The organism is Acinetobacter sp. QJM3NY_42 (genome assembly GCF_056173745.1).
This window is the reverse complement of record NZ_CM149689.1, coordinates 1,349,038-1,369,678: the sequence shown is the minus strand read 5'-3', so window position 1 is coordinate 1,369,678 and position 20,641 is coordinate 1,349,038. Positions and strand designations below refer to the sequence as shown.

The 20,641-nt window shown below is 37.6% G+C and carries 23 protein-coding genes and 1 pseudogene; 13 read left to right on the top strand and 11 right to left on the bottom strand.

Annotated elements, in window-relative coordinates:
• Window positions 1–3: 3 nt before the first annotated feature.
• The 6 genes from AC0VYT_RS06450 to AC0VYT_RS06425 all read right to left on the bottom strand — a co-directional run bounded on the left by AC0VYT_RS06450 (window position 4) and on the right by AC0VYT_RS06425 (window position 4,381).
• Window positions 4–153: a hypothetical protein gene (locus AC0VYT_RS06450; protein ID WP_005014443.1), complete on the bottom strand. Its 150-nt coding sequence runs from the start codon at window positions 151–153 to the stop codon at window positions 4–6.
• Window positions 146–958 (bottom strand): hypothetical protein, encoded by an 813-nt coding sequence (locus tag AC0VYT_RS06445; protein ID WP_005404113.1) that lies wholly within the window; start codon window positions 956–958, stop codon window positions 146–148. Before AC0VYT_RS06445 ends, AC0VYT_RS06450 begins: the two co-directional genes overlap by 8 nt.
• A 138-nt stretch (window positions 959–1,096) precedes the next feature.
• On the bottom strand, window positions 1,097–1,204 hold the full coding sequence (locus AC0VYT_RS06440; protein WP_005014449.1) for a hypothetical protein: 108 nt from the start codon (window positions 1,202–1,204) through the stop codon (window positions 1,097–1,099).
• A gap of 16 nt (window positions 1,205–1,220) precedes the next feature.
• The gene (gene cydB / locus AC0VYT_RS06435; protein ID WP_005014451.1) at window positions 1,221–2,225 is read right to left on the bottom strand and encodes a cytochrome d ubiquinol oxidase subunit II; all 1,005 of its coding nucleotides are present in this window, start codon (window positions 2,223–2,225) and stop codon (window positions 1,221–1,223) included.
• The gene (locus AC0VYT_RS06430) at window positions 2,218–3,663 is read right to left on the bottom strand and encodes a cytochrome ubiquinol oxidase subunit I (protein ID WP_005404114.1); all 1,446 of its coding nucleotides are present in this window, start codon (window positions 3,661–3,663) and stop codon (window positions 2,218–2,220) included. The genes cydB and AC0VYT_RS06430 overlap by 8 nt, the downstream gene beginning before the upstream one ends.
• Before the next feature lie 283 nt (window positions 3,664–3,946).
• A complete protein-coding gene (locus tag AC0VYT_RS06425) occupies window positions 3,947–4,381 on the bottom strand; it encodes a DUF2946 family protein (RefSeq protein ID WP_005014455.1) in 435 nt (144 codons plus the stop codon).
• 268 nt (window positions 4,382–4,649) lie between these two features.
• On the opposite strand from AC0VYT_RS06425, the gene AC0VYT_RS06420 reads away from it, so the two are divergent.
• Window positions 4,650–5,087, top strand: coding sequence for a MarR family winged helix-turn-helix transcriptional regulator (locus tag AC0VYT_RS06420; protein WP_005014456.1), 438 nt, complete (start codon window positions 4,650–4,652; stop codon window positions 5,085–5,087).
• Window positions 5,084–6,286 carry an MFS transporter gene (locus tag AC0VYT_RS06415; protein WP_005014457.1) on the top strand — a complete coding sequence of 401 codons (1,203 nt, stop codon included), beginning with the start codon at window positions 5,084–5,086 and terminating at the stop codon, window positions 6,284–6,286. Before AC0VYT_RS06420 ends, AC0VYT_RS06415 begins: the two co-directional genes overlap by 4 nt.
• 85 nt (window positions 6,287–6,371) lie before the next feature.
• Here the strand turns inward: AC0VYT_RS06415 and AC0VYT_RS06410 are convergent, their stop codons facing one another.
• A complete protein-coding gene (locus tag AC0VYT_RS06410) occupies window positions 6,372–6,863 on the bottom strand; it encodes a hypothetical protein (RefSeq protein WP_005014458.1) in 492 nt (163 codons plus the stop codon).
• 551 nt (window positions 6,864–7,414) lie between these two features.
• Between AC0VYT_RS06410 and AC0VYT_RS06405 the strand changes: the two genes are divergently transcribed.
• Both AC0VYT_RS06405 and AC0VYT_RS06400 read left to right on the top strand, forming a co-directional pair.
• Window positions 7,415–7,627, top strand: coding sequence for a hypothetical protein (locus tag AC0VYT_RS06405; RefSeq protein WP_005014460.1), 213 nt, complete (start codon window positions 7,415–7,417; stop codon window positions 7,625–7,627).
• 1,083 nt (window positions 7,628–8,710) lie between these two features.
• Window positions 8,711–9,067 (top strand): hypothetical protein, encoded by a 357-nt coding sequence (locus AC0VYT_RS06400; protein WP_005014463.1) that lies wholly within the window; start codon window positions 8,711–8,713, stop codon window positions 9,065–9,067.
• A gap of 182 nt (window positions 9,068–9,249) precedes the next feature.
• Here AC0VYT_RS06400 and AC0VYT_RS06395 read toward each other — a convergent pair whose 3' ends face one another.
• Window positions 9,250–9,726, bottom strand: coding sequence for a GNAT family N-acetyltransferase (locus AC0VYT_RS06395; RefSeq protein ID WP_005014465.1), 477 nt, complete (start codon window positions 9,724–9,726; stop codon window positions 9,250–9,252).
• A 449-nt stretch (window positions 9,727–10,175) separates the two neighbouring features.
• Here AC0VYT_RS06395 and AC0VYT_RS06390 point away from each other — a divergent pair.
• Window positions 10,176–10,322 (top strand): annotated as a pseudogene (locus tag AC0VYT_RS06390) (DMT family transporter); the annotation flags it as partial.
• Window positions 10,323–10,966: 644 nt separating this feature from the next.
• Here the strand turns inward: AC0VYT_RS06390 and fumC are convergent.
• Both fumC and AC0VYT_RS06380 read right to left on the bottom strand, forming a co-directional pair.
• Window positions 10,967–12,361, bottom strand: a complete 1,395-nt coding sequence (fumC, locus tag AC0VYT_RS06385; protein ID WP_005014466.1) for a class II fumarate hydratase — start codon at window positions 12,359–12,361, stop codon at window positions 10,967–10,969.
• A 120-nt stretch (window positions 12,362–12,481) separates the two neighbouring features.
• Window positions 12,482–13,489 (bottom strand): NAD-dependent epimerase/dehydratase family protein, encoded by a 1,008-nt coding sequence (locus AC0VYT_RS06380; protein ID WP_005014467.1) that lies wholly within the window; start codon window positions 13,487–13,489, stop codon window positions 12,482–12,484.
• An 87-nt stretch (window positions 13,490–13,576) separates the two neighbouring features.
• On the opposite strand from AC0VYT_RS06380, the gene tusD reads away from it, so the two are divergent.
• From tusD to accC, 7 genes are all read left to right on the top strand, one after another.
• Window positions 13,577–13,945 carry a sulfurtransferase complex subunit TusD gene (gene tusD / locus AC0VYT_RS06375; protein ID WP_005014468.1) on the top strand — a complete coding sequence of 123 codons (369 nt, stop codon included), beginning with the start codon at window positions 13,577–13,579 and terminating at the stop codon, window positions 13,943–13,945.
• Window positions 13,946–13,988: 43 nt separating this feature from the next.
• Complete coding sequence (locus AC0VYT_RS06370) at window positions 13,989–14,339, top strand: hypothetical protein (protein ID WP_005014469.1); 351 nt, start codon at window positions 13,989–13,991, stop codon at window positions 14,337–14,339.
• Window positions 14,340–14,357: 18 nt separating this feature from the next.
• The gene (locus AC0VYT_RS06365) at window positions 14,358–14,642 is read left to right on the top strand and encodes a hypothetical protein (protein ID WP_005014470.1); all 285 of its coding nucleotides are present in this window, start codon (window positions 14,358–14,360) and stop codon (window positions 14,640–14,642) included.
• 16 nt (window positions 14,643–14,658) lie between these two features.
• Window positions 14,659–14,973: a TusE/DsrC/DsvC family sulfur relay protein gene (locus AC0VYT_RS06360; protein WP_005014471.1), complete on the top strand. Its 315-nt coding sequence runs from the start codon at window positions 14,659–14,661 to the stop codon at window positions 14,971–14,973.
• A 913-nt stretch (window positions 14,974–15,886) separates the two neighbouring features.
• Window positions 15,887–16,345, top strand: a complete 459-nt coding sequence (gene aroQ, locus AC0VYT_RS06355) for a type II 3-dehydroquinate dehydratase (protein WP_005014473.1) — start codon at window positions 15,887–15,889, stop codon at window positions 16,343–16,345.
• A gap of 16 nt (window positions 16,346–16,361) precedes the next feature.
• Window positions 16,362–16,781 carry an acetyl-CoA carboxylase biotin carboxyl carrier protein gene (gene accB, locus AC0VYT_RS06350; RefSeq protein WP_005014474.1) on the top strand — a complete coding sequence of 140 codons (420 nt, stop codon included), beginning with the start codon at window positions 16,362–16,364 and terminating at the stop codon, window positions 16,779–16,781.
• 15 nt (window positions 16,782–16,796) lie between these two features.
• Window positions 16,797–18,170, top strand: a complete 1,374-nt coding sequence (accC, locus tag AC0VYT_RS06345) for an acetyl-CoA carboxylase biotin carboxylase subunit (RefSeq protein ID WP_005014482.1) — start codon at window positions 16,797–16,799, stop codon at window positions 18,168–18,170.
• A gap of 98 nt (window positions 18,171–18,268) precedes the next feature.
• On the opposite strand, the gene AC0VYT_RS06340 is transcribed toward accC, so the two are convergent.
• The gene (locus AC0VYT_RS06340; RefSeq protein ID WP_005014484.1) at window positions 18,269–18,757 is read right to left on the bottom strand and encodes a hypothetical protein; all 489 of its coding nucleotides are present in this window, start codon (window positions 18,755–18,757) and stop codon (window positions 18,269–18,271) included.
• Between the two features lie 236 nt (window positions 18,758–18,993).
• Between AC0VYT_RS06340 and AC0VYT_RS06335 the strand changes: the two genes are divergently transcribed.
• Window positions 18,994–20,484 (top strand): amidase, encoded by a 1,491-nt coding sequence (locus tag AC0VYT_RS06335; protein WP_005014485.1) that lies wholly within the window; start codon window positions 18,994–18,996, stop codon window positions 20,482–20,484.
• Window positions 20,485–20,641 lie beyond the last annotated feature (157 nt).

Genomic DNA, 20,641 nt, shown 5'->3' with positions numbered 1-20,641 from the left:
CTATCACTGATTCGCCATTTTTTTCTGATATGAAGGCATATATTCCGGTTCCTGAGTAACAGCCAGATAAAAGAATCCTAAAAACATACAGCCAAGTAAAATACTGATCAGTACTGTAATAATAGGAAACTTGGAGGAGGATTTTTTAGACATAAGAGGCTCTCTTAGTTAATTCGGTTTTATGTTTAAAAATAGTGTCTATAAATTCTTCATAAACAGATATTTTTTCCAGAATATGTTCGCTATATAGTAAGTCTTGAATAAGCTTTAAATTATTATTAATACTTAGGCTATTATTTAAGGTACTAAGTAATTCTGCATTGGTCTCAGCAATGAGCTCACATATTTCTGCCGCCGACTGAGTTTTTTTCTTACCTAATAAGCCAGCTAAGCTTGACCTGGTTATTTGCAGTTTACTGCTAGAAAACGGCAGATAGATAATCTTCGCATGCAGAGATTGCTCTAACATTTTCAGATTTTTATCATCGTAATTTTGAAGGTCAATAAAAATCACCTGTCTAAGTTTCGGATCAAGAAAAGCTCTTAATAGGCTGTATAGCTTGGTTTGCACACTGTTTAACTGCTGTGGTGCTATCTGAATAAAAAGTCCCATTTCATCCAGAGATTTTTCTTGTTTTATAAAATGAAGATTATCTATATTTAAATAATGACCTAACCATAACTTGGAGCTTACAGGTAAATAACAACTTATCTTGTACTGGAGAACAGCAAGAATAAATGGAGAAAAAAGATAAGCTATATTTTCCTGTTTATTTTCAATTTGTGCTATATGTACATATTCACAAGATTCAGGAAAATTCTGGCGCTGATAGATAGCATAGCCTAATCTCTGCTCCATCATCTGGCCAGAAGTGATATTAAAAAAAGGAAGTACAGTATCAAGATCGGAAGCTGTAGCTTGAAACGTCTGAAGAATTCGGTCAAGCAAAGGAGTCATACTTATTCCAAAAATATCGGCCTTAAATATTACTGCTTCACTATAGAGAAGACTGCTGGGAAAGTGGTCTGAAGCACTAAATGGAGGTGGTCTGTTTTAAACAGACCACTTTTTAATACTATACTGCAAACTGTACAATTAATAGGCAAGCTGTATTAAGACACGAAATAGACCGGCCACTAAAACCAGACTGAAAAATCCCGCCAGCCATAACACTGCAAACCACTGCTTTTCTGAAAGCTTCATTATAACCTCCTTCTAGTTAGTGATAGCCTTCATCTCCTACCCGAACTTTATGGCGGAATACCCAATATGCCAAGCCGGTATAAACCAGAATAATCGGAATAAGAATTACAGCGCCCACCAGTGTAAACAGCTGACTGCTATGTGGGGCTGCTGCCTGCCAGATCGTTACGTCATAAGGAATAATGTAAGGCCATAGACTGATCAGGAAGCCAGTGAAAGCCAGAAAAACCAGCGCTAGAGTAAAAATAAATGGCTTATGTTCATTTTGTTTCTTGACAGCGCGTAAAGCAAGAACTGTGAAGATTACTACAAGAATTGGTACCGGACTGAAGTAGGTTAAATACGGCTGAGTAAACCAGCGCTCTGCTATAAGTGGCTGAGCAAAAGGTGTATATAAACTAATAGCTGCAAAAATAACCAGTAAAGCGATCAGCATTTTTGGCATTAAATGAAACATTTTCTGTTGTAGATCATGATCAGTTTTCATAATGAGCCAACCGCAGCCCAGAGTTGCGTACATTACGACCACACCTACTCCAGTGAATAGAGAAAATGGCGTTAGCCAGTCTAATGCACCCCCTACATATCGGCCATCTGCAATTTTAATTCCCTGAATGTACGCGCCCAAGATCACACCTTGGAAAAAACTTGACAGCAAAGAACCTAAAATGAATGATTTATCCCAAAAATGTTTTGTCCGGTTGGCTTTAAAGCGAAACTCGAATGCCACTCCACGAAAAACCAAAAATACAACCATCAAAATTATGGGCATATACAATGCAGACAGCACGGCGGAATAGACAATTGGAAATGCTGCGAATAACCCTGCACCACCGAGTACCATCCAGGTTTCATTACCATCCCAAACGGGAGCTACGGTATTCATCATTACATCGCGTTCCTGTTCCCCTTGAATAAAGGGAAACATGATACCAATGCCCAGATCGAATCCGTCCATTACTACATACATCAATACACCCAAGCCAATAATGGCTACCCAGATCAGAGATAAATCAATCATGATGTTTCTCCTTTATATCTTGATCGGTTGTGTCTGTTTTTTCAGTAGCTGCACTAAGTGGGCGCATTGGTGTTTTAAAATGTCCCGGTCCGCCATGATCGACAGGATCTGCATGAACAAATTCCGGACCTTTATGCATCAGACGCAGCATATAATAAATGCCGATTCCAAATACCACCGTATAAACCACTACAAAAATGATTAGTGTCAGACCGACTTGACTTGCCGGTACAGGCGACAAGCCATCTGCAGTCCGCATAACGCCATATACTACCCAAGGCTGACGCCCTACTTCTGTTGTAAACCAGCCAGCAAGCAGCGCTACAAATCCCGCCGGTCCCATTACTAAAGCAAAATATTGTAGCCCTCTATTTTCATATAAACGACCACCTTTACGTAGCAGTAATCCTCCTAAAGCCAGTAACAGCATTAATATGCCCAGACCGACCATAATCCGGAAACTCCAAAATACAACCAGAGAATTTGGACGATCTTCTGAAGCAAAATCCTTGAGGCCTTTTACGGTACCATCCATACTGTGAGTCAGGATTAAGCTACCCAGGTTGGGAATACCGACCGCATATTTGGTTTCTTCTGCTGCCATGTCTGGAATACCGAACAGGTAAAGTGGCATTCCTTCATTGTGGTTGGTTTCCCAATGTCCTTCCATTGCGGCAATCTTTGCTGGCTGATGCTTCAAAGTATTCAGACCGTGCATATCGCCAATGAAAATCTGTAATGGGGCAAGCACCAGCAACATCCAGAGTGCCATAGAGAAAGAAGTTTTTACCATAGCATCGCGACGGCCCTTTAACAGATGCCATGCTGCAGTTGCACAGACCAGTAAAGCCGAGACCAGAAAAGCTGCCATTCCCATATGGAATAAACGGTATGGAAATGAGGGGTTAAATATAATCGCTAGCCAGTCTTGCGGTACAATGATGCCATTTTCAATAGCATAGCCCGCAGGTGTCTGCATCCAGCTATTGGAAGACAGAATCCAGAACATTGAGATACAGGTACCTAGAGCGACCATAAGAGTGGCAAAGAAATGTGCTTTAGGACCGACCCTGCCCCAGCCAAACAACATAATACCCAAGAAACCAGCTTCAAGGAAAAATGCGGTTAACACTTCATAGGTCAGCAATGGCCCGGTGACACCACCTGCAAAACGTGAGAATTCACTCCAGTTGGTACCAAATTGATAACTCATTACGATACCGGACACTACGCCCATACCGAATGCTACAGCAAAAATCTTAATCCAGAACTTGTAAAGATCTTGAAAAATTGGATTTCGGGTTCTCAACCATCTCCATTCGAGTACAGCAAGAAAGCTTGCCAGCCCAATGGTAATTGAGGGGAAAATGATATGAAAAGAAACCGTAAAGGCAAATTGTATTCGTGCAAGCTCAAGCGCTGTCAAACCTAAGTCCATTACTTCACCTATATTATTCTACAGAGTACTGTATTGTTATTGTTAAGCACAAGTTGAGGTTGGAGTTTAAAGAAGCTTATCAATTCACAGTACTGAGATTGTTCAAAAGAAGCATGTGGCTTTATGTTTTGTTTTGTACGCAAGATATCAGTAATAATCCATACGATAGATTTAACTTGCCGTACTGTAGCGTCTGAAGATAGTAATAGCATAACTATTCTCTTTCTAAATTTAGATAAAACTGGTCTAGAGTAATGATTACCCTAAAGTTTAAGTTAATGATTTAGACAGGAATATATAAAGGGGGCGCTCGTCCCTGCGGAAGTAGGAACAGTCTTTGCAGACTAAAATAGATATGCCGAAATATTTGTTCAAGTGTAATGAGACGAATCTGTATACGAATCAGGATTTCTTTAAAATCTAAATAAGGGGGAAGAACTAGATTCCCATAGACTGTACAGTACTGGCATTGATGATTAGGATCATGGTGACTGCTGTCATGATCATGAACTGAGGAATCAGAGAGAAACCGGTACTGTGATGTGTCATCCAAAGAAAAATACAGCTCATGCTGGTGCGGAGGCGCAAGTAATACATGAGTAATTTTCTCACAGACTGGCGCAACCTGATATCGCTGCGGTAATAACGGCTGCAAGAATACTGCAATCTGTAAACATACTGTTGCCAAGGCCAGCAACAATCCAGCACGTAATAGCAAAGCTTAATCTCGACCTGAACGGGTTTCCGATTGATAAGCTAAAGCATGAAAAACATTGAAAAATAATTCCAACTTTTTGTGTATGCTTTCACTCTTTCCTTACTATAGTTTATAAAAACATATTTTGAAAGTGGCCTGAGTTAAAAACTTAATGTGGTCTGTTTTTAATACCTTTCCAAACACAACTTATAACAGATATGTAGTAGGACCTTGATTCTTACTAAACTCGGAACTATATTATCAGATTTTAGTTACCCTAGTTAACTATATGTCTAATCTTCCTACTTTTCGTTCTGCACTTCTGGTTTCGGCTAGATTGATGAGTGATCAGATTAATACCATTCTTGAACCTTACAGCTTGAATTATTCATTATGGCAGGTACTACATACCATTCACTTTAAACATTCATGTACCTCAATTGATATTGCTGAATATTTAAATATCTCCAAACCTGCTGTTGCAAAGCGAACACATATATTGATAGAGCTTGAGCTTCTGGAGCAAATTGATACAGAAGATAAACGGCAAAAAATGCTAACTTTATCTTCAAAAGGCTTGTCCCTGTTTGAACAATGCAGCAGTTGTATTGATCAATTTGAATATTCATTAATTCGGCACATTGAACCAGAACAACTGGCACTTGTAAAAGCCACGCTGGAATTAGTGTTGAAGCAACTTCAAGACTCCAAAAGAGGTGCAATATGAAAGACAGTGCTCCCTTATGGACCCGAAATTTTATTCTGGCCAGTGCTATTAACTTTCAGCTTATTCTGGTTTTCTATCTTCTGATAGTGGTTATTGTAGGTTATGCAGTCGCTGAACTAGGTGCTTCCACCGCACAGGCAGGCCTGATTTCTGGTCTTTATATTGTAGGAACCTTATTTGGGCGCCTGCTGATTGGAAAATTTTTATCTCGCTTTGGACACAGGCTTACTTTGCTTACTGGCCTTATTGGATTTTTCCTGTTTTCTGGCCTTTATTTTATAGAATATGGTATTGGCTTTTTACTGTTTGTACGTGCTATTCATGGTTTCACAATGGGCGTGGCTTCTACTGTTCTAGGAACCCTGATTGCACAGATTTTACCAGTTTCTCGCCGTGGTGAAGGTATTGGTTATTATAGTATGAGCAGTACCTTGGGCACTGCTATCGGGCCATTTTTAGGAATCTGGCTTAGTTTAAATTTTGATTATAATGTAATTTTTATATTCTCAAGCATAATTGCATTCTGCTGCCTGTTTACTGCTCTAGGTATTAAAATGCCCAACTTAGTAAGCAGACAGGAAACAGCAACAGCTGCACCTCCAAAATCTAGCTGGATTACACAGTTTATTGAGCCGCGTGCTGTGCCAATTGCCATTATTGTACTATTAACATCAGTCTGCTATTCAGGTGTTCTTTCCTTTATTAATTTCTATGCAAAAACTTTAGATCTGGCTAAGGCGGCTTCTATTTTTTTCCTGATGTATGCATTAGCGATACTATTTTCTCGTCCTTTTACTGGCCCTTTAATGGACCGAAGAGGTGAAAATATCATCATGTATCCGGCTATTTTAATTTTAGCATTCGGCTTGTTCTTGCTGAGCCAAGTTCAAACTGCAAGTATGCTACTAATTTGTGCGGGTTTATTAGGATTAGGTTTTGGAAATATTCAGTCAGTGTGTCAGACCATTGCCGTTAAAAGTACCAGTTTAGAACGCATGGGACTCGCTACCTCAACCTTCTTTATTTTTCTGGATGCGGGGTTGGGATTTGGGCCTTATATACTCGGAAAATTACTGGAATATATAAACTACTCGCAGTTATATTTTATAAGCAGTCTTCTGGCTCTTATTTGCATTGTCCTATATTATCTGCTGCATGGTCGCAAGGTACGCGCACCATTTAAAACAGTAAACTTATAGAATATTTTTCTATTCTGATTTTAAGAATAAATTATCTTTAAATAAGAAGGATAGCTGTTGCTATCCTTTTTCAATCATTTTTAAATTATAGCTTTGCCATTAAAACCCGGTGTGAAACAAGTGATTTCCAGCTATCACGTAAAACAGGTAAATAAAATTTTTCACCCACTTCTACCAGTTCGGCATCAATCAAAGCATGGATTTCATGCATAAATAGATAATCTAAATCTATATCTGATAACTCAGGATGCTCTAATGATAAAGCTTTACGTTTTGCTTGGGCCTTTTTAACTAACTGATCTGCAAATTTTTTATCTTTAAACTTGGCAATAGCACCTAAACGTAGCTCAATGATTCCCCAGCCATTCAAAAGTTTCTTGAATAGTTCAAAATCCTGGGTTGTTGATTCCCAAGTCATTTTTTCCAGATTTTCATCATCCGGTAAAACGGGTAAAATCAGCTCCATCACGCTAGGAAAGATCTTTTTAAAATTCAGAATAAATTTAACTGGATGTTCACCCGGATAATCCTTAAATTGCACTTGTTTCTGAACATCTGTTAAATAAATATCGAGCATTAAAAATTTCCATAAATAAGTTACTGTTTTATAATGGTTTAAAGTTTACCCAGCAAAACTTTAGCAAAATAATTGCAAAACAGTATTAAAAAGCAGTTTGCATTTTAGCAATTATGCCAACTAATTCAATGTTATTTGGCCAATGATTGAACTTATAAAAAGCCCTCAGTTTGGGGGTTACTCTTGCATGTATTACGCTCTAGTGTTTATTAATTAGCTAGACATCTCACATCATTCTCTTTTTATGATCAATGTGCGCAAATTTAGTCATGTTGGGCTTTACAACCTCTGCCGATGAGTGCAGTCAGGATTGTTTCGGATACTATTACGAAGTACTAGAAGTTTTATTAACTGCTGAGGAAATAGAAGAACAACAATTCAAGGTGATTGTCGGGGTTTGGCAAATCTCATCTATAAAGATGGTAGTTAAATTTCGGGTGTTAAATGTTCAAATATTCGGCATAATAAAATTATAATCGACATATAAATAGTCAATAAAACCTGTTAATTGTGAAGCCATACTATTTCAATATTTATGGAGAATAAAAAGAATGACCACCAAATCTGAAATTTGCCATACGGCAAAAGAACAAGTGGCTTTTGAGCTTATGAAGTACATAGCCGAGGTCGAAGCCTCAGAAGACCAGGAAAAGTACCATAAGCCTACTGTACGCGAATATTATTTACGTCTATATGGTAAGTGCCTACATGTGATTGAGTTTCCGGACTCAGACTTTAGAAAGCTGATGGATGATAGAGAATGATGTATATATTAGGATAGAAAATAACTAAATAAGAGAGTGTGTTAGACACAGTACTCTAGTAATGCTACTTAGATTTTCCTAAAAAAGGAAGACAAGTCAGTTTTTATGAGAGTTTAGTATTGATATTTATGAATTAGTAGAGAATTTGACAAATGACAAAATTGGCTTCAACTTTTTGCTAAAAATATCAATTTGTAAACCAGGTCAAATGGTCTAATAGAACCGCTTGCGGGGGAGTTGCGGCTTTACTTTTTCTCTAATTTTTCCCTCTTTGAAGAATCTTTATATATTTATAATTTTGATGCTATAGACAAGATTAAATATTTCTGTAAATCACACAAATTTACATTTATTGAAAATGGTTATCTAATAGCAGGATTCTCTCTTAAACAACTCGACTTCACAATTATTAAATATACTGAACTTCTTAGTAAACTAATTAATTACCAATATAGGTCTAGAAGCCTTGAAGCTATAGAGGATATTTTAACTTCTATAAGAGTAGTTCTTGAAAGAAAGTTTTCATCTATTGAAGTCAGTCCTAAACTTATAGGACATTCAGTAAAAAATATGATTTCAACTTTGCCCACTATGCGACATTTATTGATTATATTAAAGCGGATAAAAATAAGAAAAATGCTCAACTCCAGAAAATAATTGAGACTAAAAACCTTAATAGTAATATTTCATTCAATAAGATTATTGATGATTTAGAGAATAATAAGTACAAATTAGAGCAGAGAATTTTTTCTAGTTATGCTAAGGTTCAGCTTCTATCTAAATTTCTAGCAAGTTGAATATTCTTAATACTTTCCACCTTCAACGGTAGGTTTTTCTTTTAAATAGAATCCTGAAAAATTAGATAAAAAGATACTTAGCAACATACTCAAAAAACCCGCACCTCTTGCTCCATATGATTTCTGATTTTATTATGCAGGATATGAGATCCAAAATCATCTCAGTAAAAGCTTATTATATTGAATTCTATATTTTTATTTTAAATCAAAGAATTAATCTTTTTAAAGTTTCTTTTTTACAAACTAAAATTTATAATTAGCAAGCTTTAATTAAAGGCAAACTTCGATGAAAACAGAAGTAGTACTTATCCTTCTTTTCACTTTAACCATTACTGCATGTCAAAAACAACCAGAACAGCCTATGGCTGCTGAGCCTTCGAATGAACCTGCAGTAACAGCAGAATTTGATCAGGCAGATAAAAAAATCACAGACTTTCTGGACCAGCTTGATCATCCTAATACATCACAGGAACGGCGCACCCAGATCATCTGTAAAGACTACCCTGTTGTTTATAAAAATGAGTATATACCGGCTGTACTAAAGCTCTCACCAAATGAGTATACTGAGCCTAAACTCCTTCAGGATATGAAGATTGCATTAAACTATTATGTTCAGAAAGATAAGGTAATCTGTAACGAGTAACACCAGACTCGCTTATTCTTTAATTAGCTGATCTTCTAGCTAGCGTTGAACCAAATCTATTTTATTTACACTTATAAGCAATATTTTAAGGATCATAGAATAAACTGTAATTTATGAGGCCGCTATCTGAGCTTTACAAATACAGGTAACTAAGAGCTAATAAACAGTTAATAACTAATCTATTACTTATTAACGAGGGTCAAGCTATAGCGAAGCCTTGGAGCGGTATGAGTCACAGTAAGTCCTAGTGATTTCCAGAAAAAATTTGCGGGTTTAAGCTCATCGGTTTCAAGTTCGACAAGAACGGCGCCAAGACTTTGCCCCCAACTTATTACATTCTGCCATAGCGCTTTTCCAAGACCATGCCGATGGTATTCATCACGGACATAAAACTCTGCAACATTCAGGATAATATCGTCATCTTTGCTAAGCCAGGCATTAGCAATGGCAACAGGTTCATCGTTGAGATACATAATAAAAAATCCTCGATCTCCCTGCTTAAATCGTTGCTTCAAATCGGATGAGATCAGTTCTTGAATTTTGGTTTCACTATTATTAGTGTAAACATTCGGCCAGTGACGCTGAAAATATTCACAGCCCAATACAATAAAATCCTGCCACGCTTTCGATTGGGGATCAATACGTTCTATTCTTAGCATTATAAGTATCCAATGGTGGCATGAATAATCTCAACAACCCAGATTGTACATAGCCATTTGACACAGTGTCTATCCGGTTTTAATTAAAGGTAAATTTAGATAAAAAAATAACCCTCACCTTTCTTTTCGTTAAGAGGATAGATAACAGTAAAATTAGGGCTAACTAAACTCAATTATCTTGTTATTATATCCATACTAGTCCTGTGTTTTTATTATTTTTATTCAAGCATATATTGAGTAAGCAATACACCTTTTACTATTCTCTTATTAGTTTTACTTTAAGGTCCACTTATTATATTCAAAGTAGACGACTTCTACTGGTGCATTTTAAACTAAGCTGCACCAGTTTACACTTGTCGGGACGAGCTGATCGCTATTTAAAGTTAGCGATTATGGCATGAGTTATTCTACTTGTTGCAGGTATTTCTGAGATTGTCTGGGCGTATTCAATGAAGCTATCAGCAGACTTTACTAAACTCACCCCTAGTATTATTACCCTTTTCTTTATGGTTCTTAGTTTTGGTGTGCTTGCCTATTCAATGCGCACACTTTCCCTTGGTACGGCTTACACCATCTGGACAGACATTGGTGCAATGACCTGAGTATAGAAATTGCTGCTAACATTGACCAGAGTTATCAAACTTCGAACATAAGTTGGGGATTTTAAGCCTTAAATCTGGCAAGAATGCTGCTTCACACGACACAATATCTATCAAGAACATTTTTAACAGCGATTAAGCAAGTCAATGTCAATCTTGGATTAAGTAGTCGGCACTTACCAAGCTTTCATGAAATACCTATACTTCCATTCCCTTGTATAAGAAAGCTGGAAAATCAGCCTAAACCCTCGCAGACCATACAACTAAAAGAATAACAGAAATATATACTTCAAGGCATAAACTTATCTGAAATGAGGCAGATATTGGGATTGATCTTCCCTTTGATATGAATAAAAAATAAGCCACTTCTTGTGGCTTATTTATTGGATAAAATAACAGGAAAGTAGCCAGTAAAGCTAGATCATAATCCTTTATTTTACATGGTTTCCCAAGTAGCGATTTGGGCATATTTTTAAATAAAACTAATCATATAAAAATATTATGAAAAATAGCTGTTATATCTTTCCTGGAAATTAATATATATCTAACCAAATCATCAGCAGTTAATACCTATTGGACGAATTTATCCGCCTGATAAAAACTGCCGATGTTTAATTGGCTAGAAAATAATCCTGTCTAGATTACTTAGTATTTGGTGAAACCATTTTTTCCGGTCTGACTACTTCATCAAATTGCTGTTCAGTGACCAGATTAAGTTCTACAGCAACCTGCTTTAGTGTCTTTCCTTGTTTATAAGCTGTTTTAGCTACCTTGGCTGCATTTTCATATCCAATCACTGGATTTAAAGCCGTCACAAGCATAAGCGAGTTATGCAAGAAATAATCTATTTTTTCACGATTCGGCTCTATACCTACTGCACAGTTATCATTAAAACTATTACATGCATCACCTAGAAGCTGGATTGATTGTAATAAATTGAATGCAATCACTGGCATAAAAACATTTAACTCAAAGTTCCCTGAAGCTCCAGCAATATTAATTGTGGTGTCATTGCCCAATACCTGAGCAACCACCATAGTCATGGCTTCACTTTGGGTCGGGTTCACTTTTCCAGGCATAATACTTGAGCCCGGTTCATTTTCAGGAATATATAACTCTCCCAAGCCACAACGTGGCCCACTTGCCAACCAGCGAATATCATTAGCAATCTTGTTTAGGCTTGTAGCAAGCGTCTTTAAAGCACCTGATGCAAATACAGCTGCATCACGGCCTGCCAGAGCCTCAAATTTGTTAGGGGCTGTTACAAAAGGCAAGCCAGTGAACTGTGACAGTCGCGTTGCAGCTTTTTCAGCATATTGGGGATGAGCATTTAAACCTGTGCCTACTGCTGTACCCCCTAGTGGCAATTCGTACAATCCTTCAAGAGCCTGATTCAGACGTTTTAATCCATGATCTAACTGTGATACATAGCCACTAAATTCTTGACCTAACGTTAAGGGGGTTGCATCCTGCAAATGGGTACGACCAATCTTAACAATATCTTTAAATTCTTTAGATTTTCGTTCTAAGGTATCTTTTAATCTGGTGACCGCCGGTATAAGAAGTTCATTAATTTGCAAACTGGCTGCTACATGAATTGCAGTCGGAAATGAATCATTAGTAGATTGGGCCCGATTTACATGATCATTTGGATGAACCGGCTTTTGTGAACCTAAAGCATTTCCCAATTTCTGGTTGGCAATATTGGCAATTACCTCATTACAGTTCATATTGCTCTGGGTGCCTGAGCCAGTTTGCCATACGACTAGCGGAAACTGGGCATCCCATTTACCTTCAATCACCTCTTCAGCAGCACCAACGATATAACCAGAAATTTCATCTGTGATCTGGCCAAGTTCGGCATTGGTCATTGCTGCCGCCTTTTTAACCAGCCCCATTGCACGAATCATAGGACGCGGCAGACGTTCCTGTCCAATTTTAAAGTTTTGCAAACTGCGCTGTGTTTGAGCTCCCCATAAAGCTTCATTTGGGACTTCAACCTCACCCATAGTGTCGTGTTCGATTCGAGTTTGCATAAACGTCCTCTATCTTTGTACTGAATTAAGAATATATTCAATCATTTAAAACTGCTCGTAATCTATTATGCTAAGCAATAATCACCTTTATGTAAATAATAATCATTTTTATTAAAGTAATTATTGCCCTTGTAGTGTATTCTGATAAAAACGCCACTCATCCTCAATCATCTGTTTCAAGGTGCGTTTAGGCCCCCACTGAAGCTGAATTTTAGCTTTATTCAAATTAGCACCTAACTGCTCAAGCTCATCGAGTTTATGGGTTGCATCGATGGTACGAATGTCTGATTGAGTATGAGTCGCTACCTGATCTAATAGGGCTTGTATAGAAACTACTTTCTCTCCGGCAATATTAAATGCTTCACAACAATGATATTGATTTTGCAGCCAGAGCAAGCTTGAAATTATTGCATCACATGCATCAAGTACATGTAAAAAACTTCGCTCTACAGTGTGATCCTCTGTATTTGCGTGACGCTGTAATTCAATATATTCCCGTTGCATTGCTGCGGCCTGCATAGCCATCGGCATAATGTTTTTTGGTAAAGGTGTCACATATTCACCTAAAACTCCGTGTTCAAAAGCTCCCGCCACATTACCCAGCCTTAAAATAGCTATTTTCCATTCATTATCTGTTTTATAAGTATCATAAATAATCTCTTCAACCATCTGTTGAGATTTAACATAAGGATTCGGGTAGGTATAGTTAAATGGCTCATCTTCTGTGAGATCCAAACCGGATTTACCATATACCGCCAAAGAAGATAAATGTACTAGAGAGCGGACACCTGTGCGCTGCATTGAACGTAACAGACTCATGATACAACTGACATTATCATTGTAATATTCAAGTGGTTTTAATCTAGATTCTTCAAGAGACTTGAATGCAGCAGCATGAATCACAGCATCAACTGAATACTGTTCAAAAACTTTATTCAGGGCAGGCGTATTACGTACATCAATTTTTACAAATGGCACATACATTCCGGAAATATATTCAAGTCTTTCCAGAGTTTGCAAATTAGCATTGGCCAGATTATCAACAATAATGACCTCTTGCCCTTGAGCTAGCAAGTTTAAAACTACATGCGAGCCGATAAAGCCTAAACCACCAGTCACTAAAATCATTGTATACTACCCTTAAATGATGATGCGTATTGCTCCGTCATAACCCTGATCGAAACAAATCACTGATCTAAACCGAATGAATATTTAATGAGTACCCTACTACTAATTACCTCTGCTCCGACTTCAATATATGCCTGGCATGCACTTGGTCTTGCTCAGGCCTTAAAAACTAAAGATGAAAACTTTCGTGTATTTTTTTACCAAGATGGTGTAATGGTAGCCAATAGCTTGCAATGGTTACCAGATGATCAGCGCAGTTTGACTCACGAGTGGCAAAAACTAAATATTCGCTTACCGGTATGTGTCAGTGCAGCACTAGCACGTGGCATTACTGATGAGCAGAATGCACAGCGTCATCAGATCAGTCAATACAACCTTGCTCAGGGATTTGAACTGGTTGGATTAGGTGAACTGGCAGATGCCGTACAGTCTGCTCAACGTTTAATTCAATTCTAAGTTGTTATTTTCAATAGATTGTTGCTTTTAAAAGGTGAATTGTGTGAGAACTGTACTTGTTATATTAACCCAGCCTAACCTTGGTAGTTTACAGATACATGAAAGCCTTTCAGCCACAATGGTTTTGGCGACTTTTGGCTGTCAAGTCAAAGTGTTACTGCAAGATGCAGCTCTCACTCTATTACGCTCCAAATTAGAATTTGACCAGTTACGCTATGCCTTCAAGATTGCATCAAATCTGTTAGATAGTTTTGAATTTTATGATTTAACACCTGTACTTATAGAGGAAGAAGACCAAAACTCTTCTTTTGTAAAAAATACTCAGCAGGAAATTCAAATTGTAAAGTTTGATGCCGAATTAATTCGCTCTTTTGATCATGTTCTGTATTGGTAATTTTCACGAGTAATATATATGACAGATAAAACCCTTTTTCTTGTACAGTCAGATTACTCCTCCACTCCTCAGGCATTAAGCAAATTAGAGAAAATTTATAGTCCTGAAGATACCATAGTCCTTATGGGTGAAGCAGTGCTGTATTTTTCTGTCGAGTGGTTAAAAGAGTGTACCTCCCTTTTCATATTAAGAACTGATACAGAACTTTTAATAGAAGAACTCCCTGATTTTATTGATCAAATTGATTATTTAAAATTTGCAGATATTATTTTGCAATTCAATCGTTGTATTCGCTTGAAATAATACTTAGGCTATTTTTATGAATCTTAAACTGGATCAGGACGGCCATCTGGTCGATTATACATTGTGGAATGAAAAGGTTGCTCAGCAACTGGCAAAATCACTGGAGCTTGAATTAACTCCTTGGCACTTCAGAGTCTTACAAGCCGTACGTCAGTTTTACCATCAGTATGGGCATTCTCCTGCCACCCGCCCGCTAATTAAGTATCTGATCAAGACTCTGGATGATCCATTAATTGATAATGCCCTTTTACAGGAAAAATTTAATACCGGTCTAGTTGCTCGGCACTTGAGCCGTCTTGCTGGTATTCCTAAACCTGCTAACTGCCTTTAAAAGTATTTTAAATAGGAAATGAGCAAGATGAAGCCAATTAAAATAGAATAACTTCTTGTTTCCTCTTCTTTTGCTCAAGATATAAACAGGAAAACTTACTGGTAATTAAGATTTTGCCAATATGACTTGCTGAATACTCAGACTGGGATGAGATCAAGTTCCAGCTAGTATGAACAAAAAGGTCAACTTGCTGTATGATATTTATACTATATATTTTTACTGAAAATTTATTTAGATTAAGTAAATCTCCTATTTATTTCCTTTAGATCTATTGGCTACTTAATAACTATAAATTCACCTTTAGTAAATTTTTCAATTAAAAATTTTTAAGTAGATTCATGAGTAAATGAAGAAAAACCCAACTTTATGTATGCAAACCTTCTTTAATAGGACTCTCGTTAAAATCCTCTTCTTTTTAAAAAAATTTTTTTAATTTCAATAGTTTAATCATATATTATTAAAAATAAATTTTTTATTTATCATTCAGTTAAGATATTAAATTAAAAAATAGAATCCTCGAATTTCCGCATAAATCAAACATTTTATAGATTTAAAAATTTATGTAATAATTTTTAAATCTATAAAAAAATATTTACAGAAAAATTAATGATAAAATTCGTAAATAAAAATATTTTATAAGAGCAATAAGTAACCTTTTAACCCATTACTAGAAATTTTAATACACCTAGCCAGTTCATGATATCTTTTAAAATTTAAAAAAATTATAAATTTGTCATTTTTTAACATTGCCAATTCCCTGCAAAGTTTTCAATATATAGCTCAATTTTGGCATTGATCTTCTGTTTCAATTAATACAAATTATAAAGAATTTGCAGAATAATATGCCATAATACGTAAATTTTGCTGACATCTTGCAAAGAATGCATATATTTTTGATATTGGAGCAGGCTGGATGAGTTCAACCATTTTGGTTATTCATGGACCGAATTTAAATTTGCTAGGTAAACGTGAACCGGAAGTATATGGTCGTCTTAGCCTTCAGGATATCAATCAAAGTCTGACTTTACATGCTCAAAAAGCAGGATTTTCTCTGAATACTTTTCAAAGCAATTGGGAAGGTGCAATTGTTGACCGGATTCATCAGGCTCAAGATGATGGTACACAGTTTATTATTATCAACCCTGCTGCACTGACGCACACTTCAGTAGCTTTACGCGATGCCTTGCTTGGCGTTGCGCTTCCTTATATTGAAGTCCATCTTTCTAATGTGCATGCCCGCGAAACTTTTCGTCATCATTCTTATTTATCCGACAAAGCAGTCGGTGTGATCTGTGGTTTAGGAGCAAAAGGCTATCATTTTGCTCTGGACTATGCGATCGAAAAAATTAAACCCTCTTCTCACCAATCATAATTAGGAAGACTCATCCATGGATATCCGCAAAATCAAGAAACTCATCGACTTGATGATTGAATCCGACCTGCAGGCGATTGAAGTCAAAGAAGGCGATCAGTCTATCGCCCTGACACGCCGTATGCCGGTCGTTGCAGCGGCGGCTACTCCTGCGATGCCAACTCCTGCTGCATCAGCCCCTGCAGCTAAAGCACCACGTGGTGCAGTAGAAACGTCTCCAATGGTCGGCGTGTTCTATGCCGCACCAAGCCCAGGTGAAGCGCCATTTGTTAAAATTGGCCAGACTGTTTCTGCCGGTGATACGTTAGGTATTATTGAAGCAATGAAAATCATGAATCCGATTGAAGCCACTCAAAGCGGTGTAATTGAAGAAATTCTGGTCAAAAATGGTGAAGTCATCCAGTTTGGTCAACCATTATTCCGCTATCGCGCTTAATACCCGGGGATTCATATGTTGCAGAAAGTTTTAATTGCAAACCGAGGTGAGATTGCCTTGCGCATCACCCGGGCTTGTAAAACTTTAGGAATTAAAACCGTTGGTATTTATTCCGATGCCGACAAGGATTTGATGCATCTACGCTTTTGTGATGAAGCAGTATGTATAGGGCCTGGTACCAGCAGTGAAAGCTATCTGAATATTCCGGCTATTATTACAGCAGCAGAGATTACCGGTGCAGATGCAATTCATCCGGGTTATGGTTTTTTATCTGAAAATGCTGAATTTGCAGAAATCGTAGAAAGTTCAGGATTCATTTTTATTGGTCCACGTCCTGAACATATTCGCCTGATGGGTAATAAAGTTTCAGCAATCATGGCGATGAAAAAATCTGGTGTACCGACCGTACCTGGTTCAGCTCATGCTGTAACGACCAATAATGCCCTTGCTGAAGCAAAAGAAATCGGTTTTCCGCTGATTGTTAAAGCTGCCTCAGGCGGTGGTGGTCGTGGTATGCGTATTGTCGAGCGTGTAGACACTCTGCTTGAATCTGTCCAGGCTGCCCAGCGTGATGCTGAAATGTGGTTTGGTGATGATACGGTTTATATGGAGCGTTTTCTGCAAAAACCACGTCATGTAGAAGTTCAGATTTTGGGTGATGGCAATGGTCATGCCATTCATCTTTATGACCGTGACTGCTCTTTACAGCGCCGTCATCAGAAAGTTCTAGAAGAAGCACCTGCACCATTTCTGCCAGAACAGGCACGTGCAGATATTCTTGAAGCATGTGTAAACGCTTGCAAATTAATGCAATACCGTGGCGCAGGAACATTCGAGTTTTTATTTGAAGATGGTGAGTTCTTCTTTATTGAAATGAATACGCGAGTTCAGGTTGAACATCCGGTGACTGAAATGGTAACGGGGGTAGATATTATTGAACAGCAGTTGCGTATTGCAGCAGGTATCGGGCTTGATCTTCAACAGGAAGATATTAAAGTACGCGGCCATGCAATTGAATGTCGAATCAATGCAGAAGATCCTTCAACCTTTATGCCGTCACCAGGTAAAATCGAGCAGTTTTATGCTCCAGGTGGTGCAGGTATTCGCTTAGATTCACACATATATCCAGGCTACAGTATTCCACCTTATTATGACTCTATGATTGCCAAGCTGATTTCACACGGTAAAGATCGTGAAACTGCAATTGCCCGGATGAAACAGGCACTAGATGAAATGATTCTTTCTGGAATTAAAACCAATATTCCATTGCATAAAGATCTTATTTTACAAGATAAGAATTTCTGTAGCCAAGCTATGGATATTCACTATCTGGAAAAGCATTTACTTAAACAGCTTGAAGGTCAGCAAGAGGCCCCCAAAGCCAGCTAGTGATGTATCATGATAAAAAAGCCTCTTGATTCAAGAGGCTTTTTATTAACTGATTTTTTATAATTTATGAAAACTAAAGTTAAAGAATACAAAGAAGTTTAAGGCAAAATTCGCTTTAATGTAGCAAAACACTCCTGCCCTTTTTCTGTAGCACAGAAATTGATCGTATGAGTATTTTTCCATTGGACAAAGTACTGAGAAATCTCACCCGTCTGGTCTTCTCGTCGACCAGAGCAATCAGTTTGATTATTATCGTATCTTACCTGTATGATTAACGCAGGCAACTTGTCTTTTAAGTCATCTGAAGGTTGATAATCATAAAGTGCATACGACCACTCTTGACCACTTTTAATCATTACTTCATTGTCATTTCGAAAATTATAATATTCTACACATTTTTTATTGTTAGGAATTTCCATGCCCCATAGACCCATAATTTCAGGACGAGTAAAAATACGGATCGTATTAGCAGATAATTTTTCTGACTGGGCTTCAGTTTGCGCAGAAGATGTTGGTACTGGTTGCTGTTCTGCCCATACCCAACTTGAACAAAGTGTAATAAGAGCTGTAAGATATAGTTTTTTCATGAATTTTTTAACCTTGTCCCCATAAAATTTAAATTAGCATAAATTTGTAAAAAAACTTGTTTGAATAACGTTATAAAACAATATTTATCTTCACTCTTGATTTATTGCGGAGGGGTTTTACAAGTAGGCAATATTATAAAAATCAGCTAAGCTAATTTGCTCCGTATCATAATATACGTGTACATCCCAGAAATAAAAGATCAAAGATATAAAAGTACATAGGAAAAATTTAAATAATGAAAATTCAAGAATATATGCAATATGATGGCCTGGGACTAGCTCATCTTATTAAGAATAAACAGGTACAGGCTTCCGAACTTTTAGAACTTGCTATACAACGCGTAGAAATTGCAAACCCTGAGCTCAATGCAATTATTATTCCTATGTATGAGTATGCTCAAAAGCGGGTAAAACTGGATTTAAATGGTCCATTTGCTGGTGTGCCTTTTTTAGTAAAAGACCTGTTTCAAGAATACAAAGGCATACCGACCAGTTATGGCTGTCAAGCATTAAAAAAGCTCCCCTACATTCCCGAGTTTAATGCGGAGATTGTAAATCGCTGGGAGAATACAGGTATTATTACACTAGGTCGCACCAATACACCTGAATTTGGTATCAAAGGAATTACTGAACCAGATGCATGGGGGAGCTGTGCTAACCCATGGCATTTAAAACACAACAGTGGCGGTTCTTCCGGTGGTTCTGCCTCAGCTGTAGCAGCAGGTATTGTACCGGTAGCAGGTGCAGGAGATGGTGGAGGTTCTATCCGGATTCCTGCATCCTATTGTGGTTTGTTCGGACTTAAGCCTAGTCGTGGTCGTACGCCATGGGGCCCTGGTATGAGTGAGGCCATGCACGGCGCAGCTATGCAGCATGTTCTGACACGAACAGTACGAGATAGTGCAGCTATGCTTGATGCAACACAAGGATTTGAATCTAGCTCGCTCTTTAAAATTGAGGCTCCTTTACAGCCTTATAGTGAAGTTATTCAGCAGCCACCCAAGCAATTAAAAATAGCTTTTTCTACTGTTTCACCTATTGGTACACCAGTTTCTAAAGATGCTGTTAATGCAATTCAGTATACTGCTAAAATTTTAGAGTCTTTAGGGCATATTGTTATAGAAGACCAGCCCGCAATCGATGGTATGGCCTTAGCCAAAGATTTTATTACGACATGGTTTAGCCAGTTCTCTTATATGTTGGCACAGATCAAGCAGCAGACTCATGCTAAAGATCAGGATTTTGAACTGGATTCTCTAGCCTTGGCTGCCTTCGGAGCACAAACTAGTGCTAATGAGTATATTCATAATCTCAGTAACTGGGGCGGTTATGTCAGACAAATGAATTATTTTTTTGATCAGTATGATCTTTATTTAATCCCCGCTACTGCTTCAGTAGCCCCTAGAAATGGAGAGGTTACCACACCAAGCTGGCAAAAACCGATCCTGAAAATGTTAATTAAATTAGGTAAAGCACATTATCTTACACGCGGAAAACTGGTCGAACAAATTATTCGTGAAAATCTGAAATGGGTACCCTTTACCCAGCTGGCAAATATTACCGGACTTCCAGCAATGTCAGTTCCACTATATTGGAACAAGGAAAATCTCCCACTAGGTTCTCAATTTATTGCACCGTTTGCCCGTGAAGACCTCCTCTTCCAATTGGCTACTCAGTTAGAACAGGCTCAACCATGGATAAGCAAGTATCAAGAAATTAAGGTCTAGCTCTATAAAAGCCTGTTATCACACAGGCTTCATTTTAGTTTATCTGAAGCCTCAGCGATTTTACATATAAGCGCAGTTTATATATAAAATTAAAAATTAAGGCTCTAATATTCTTTCAGAATGATTTGTTGAGTTCCATACAAAGAGTAATATTAGC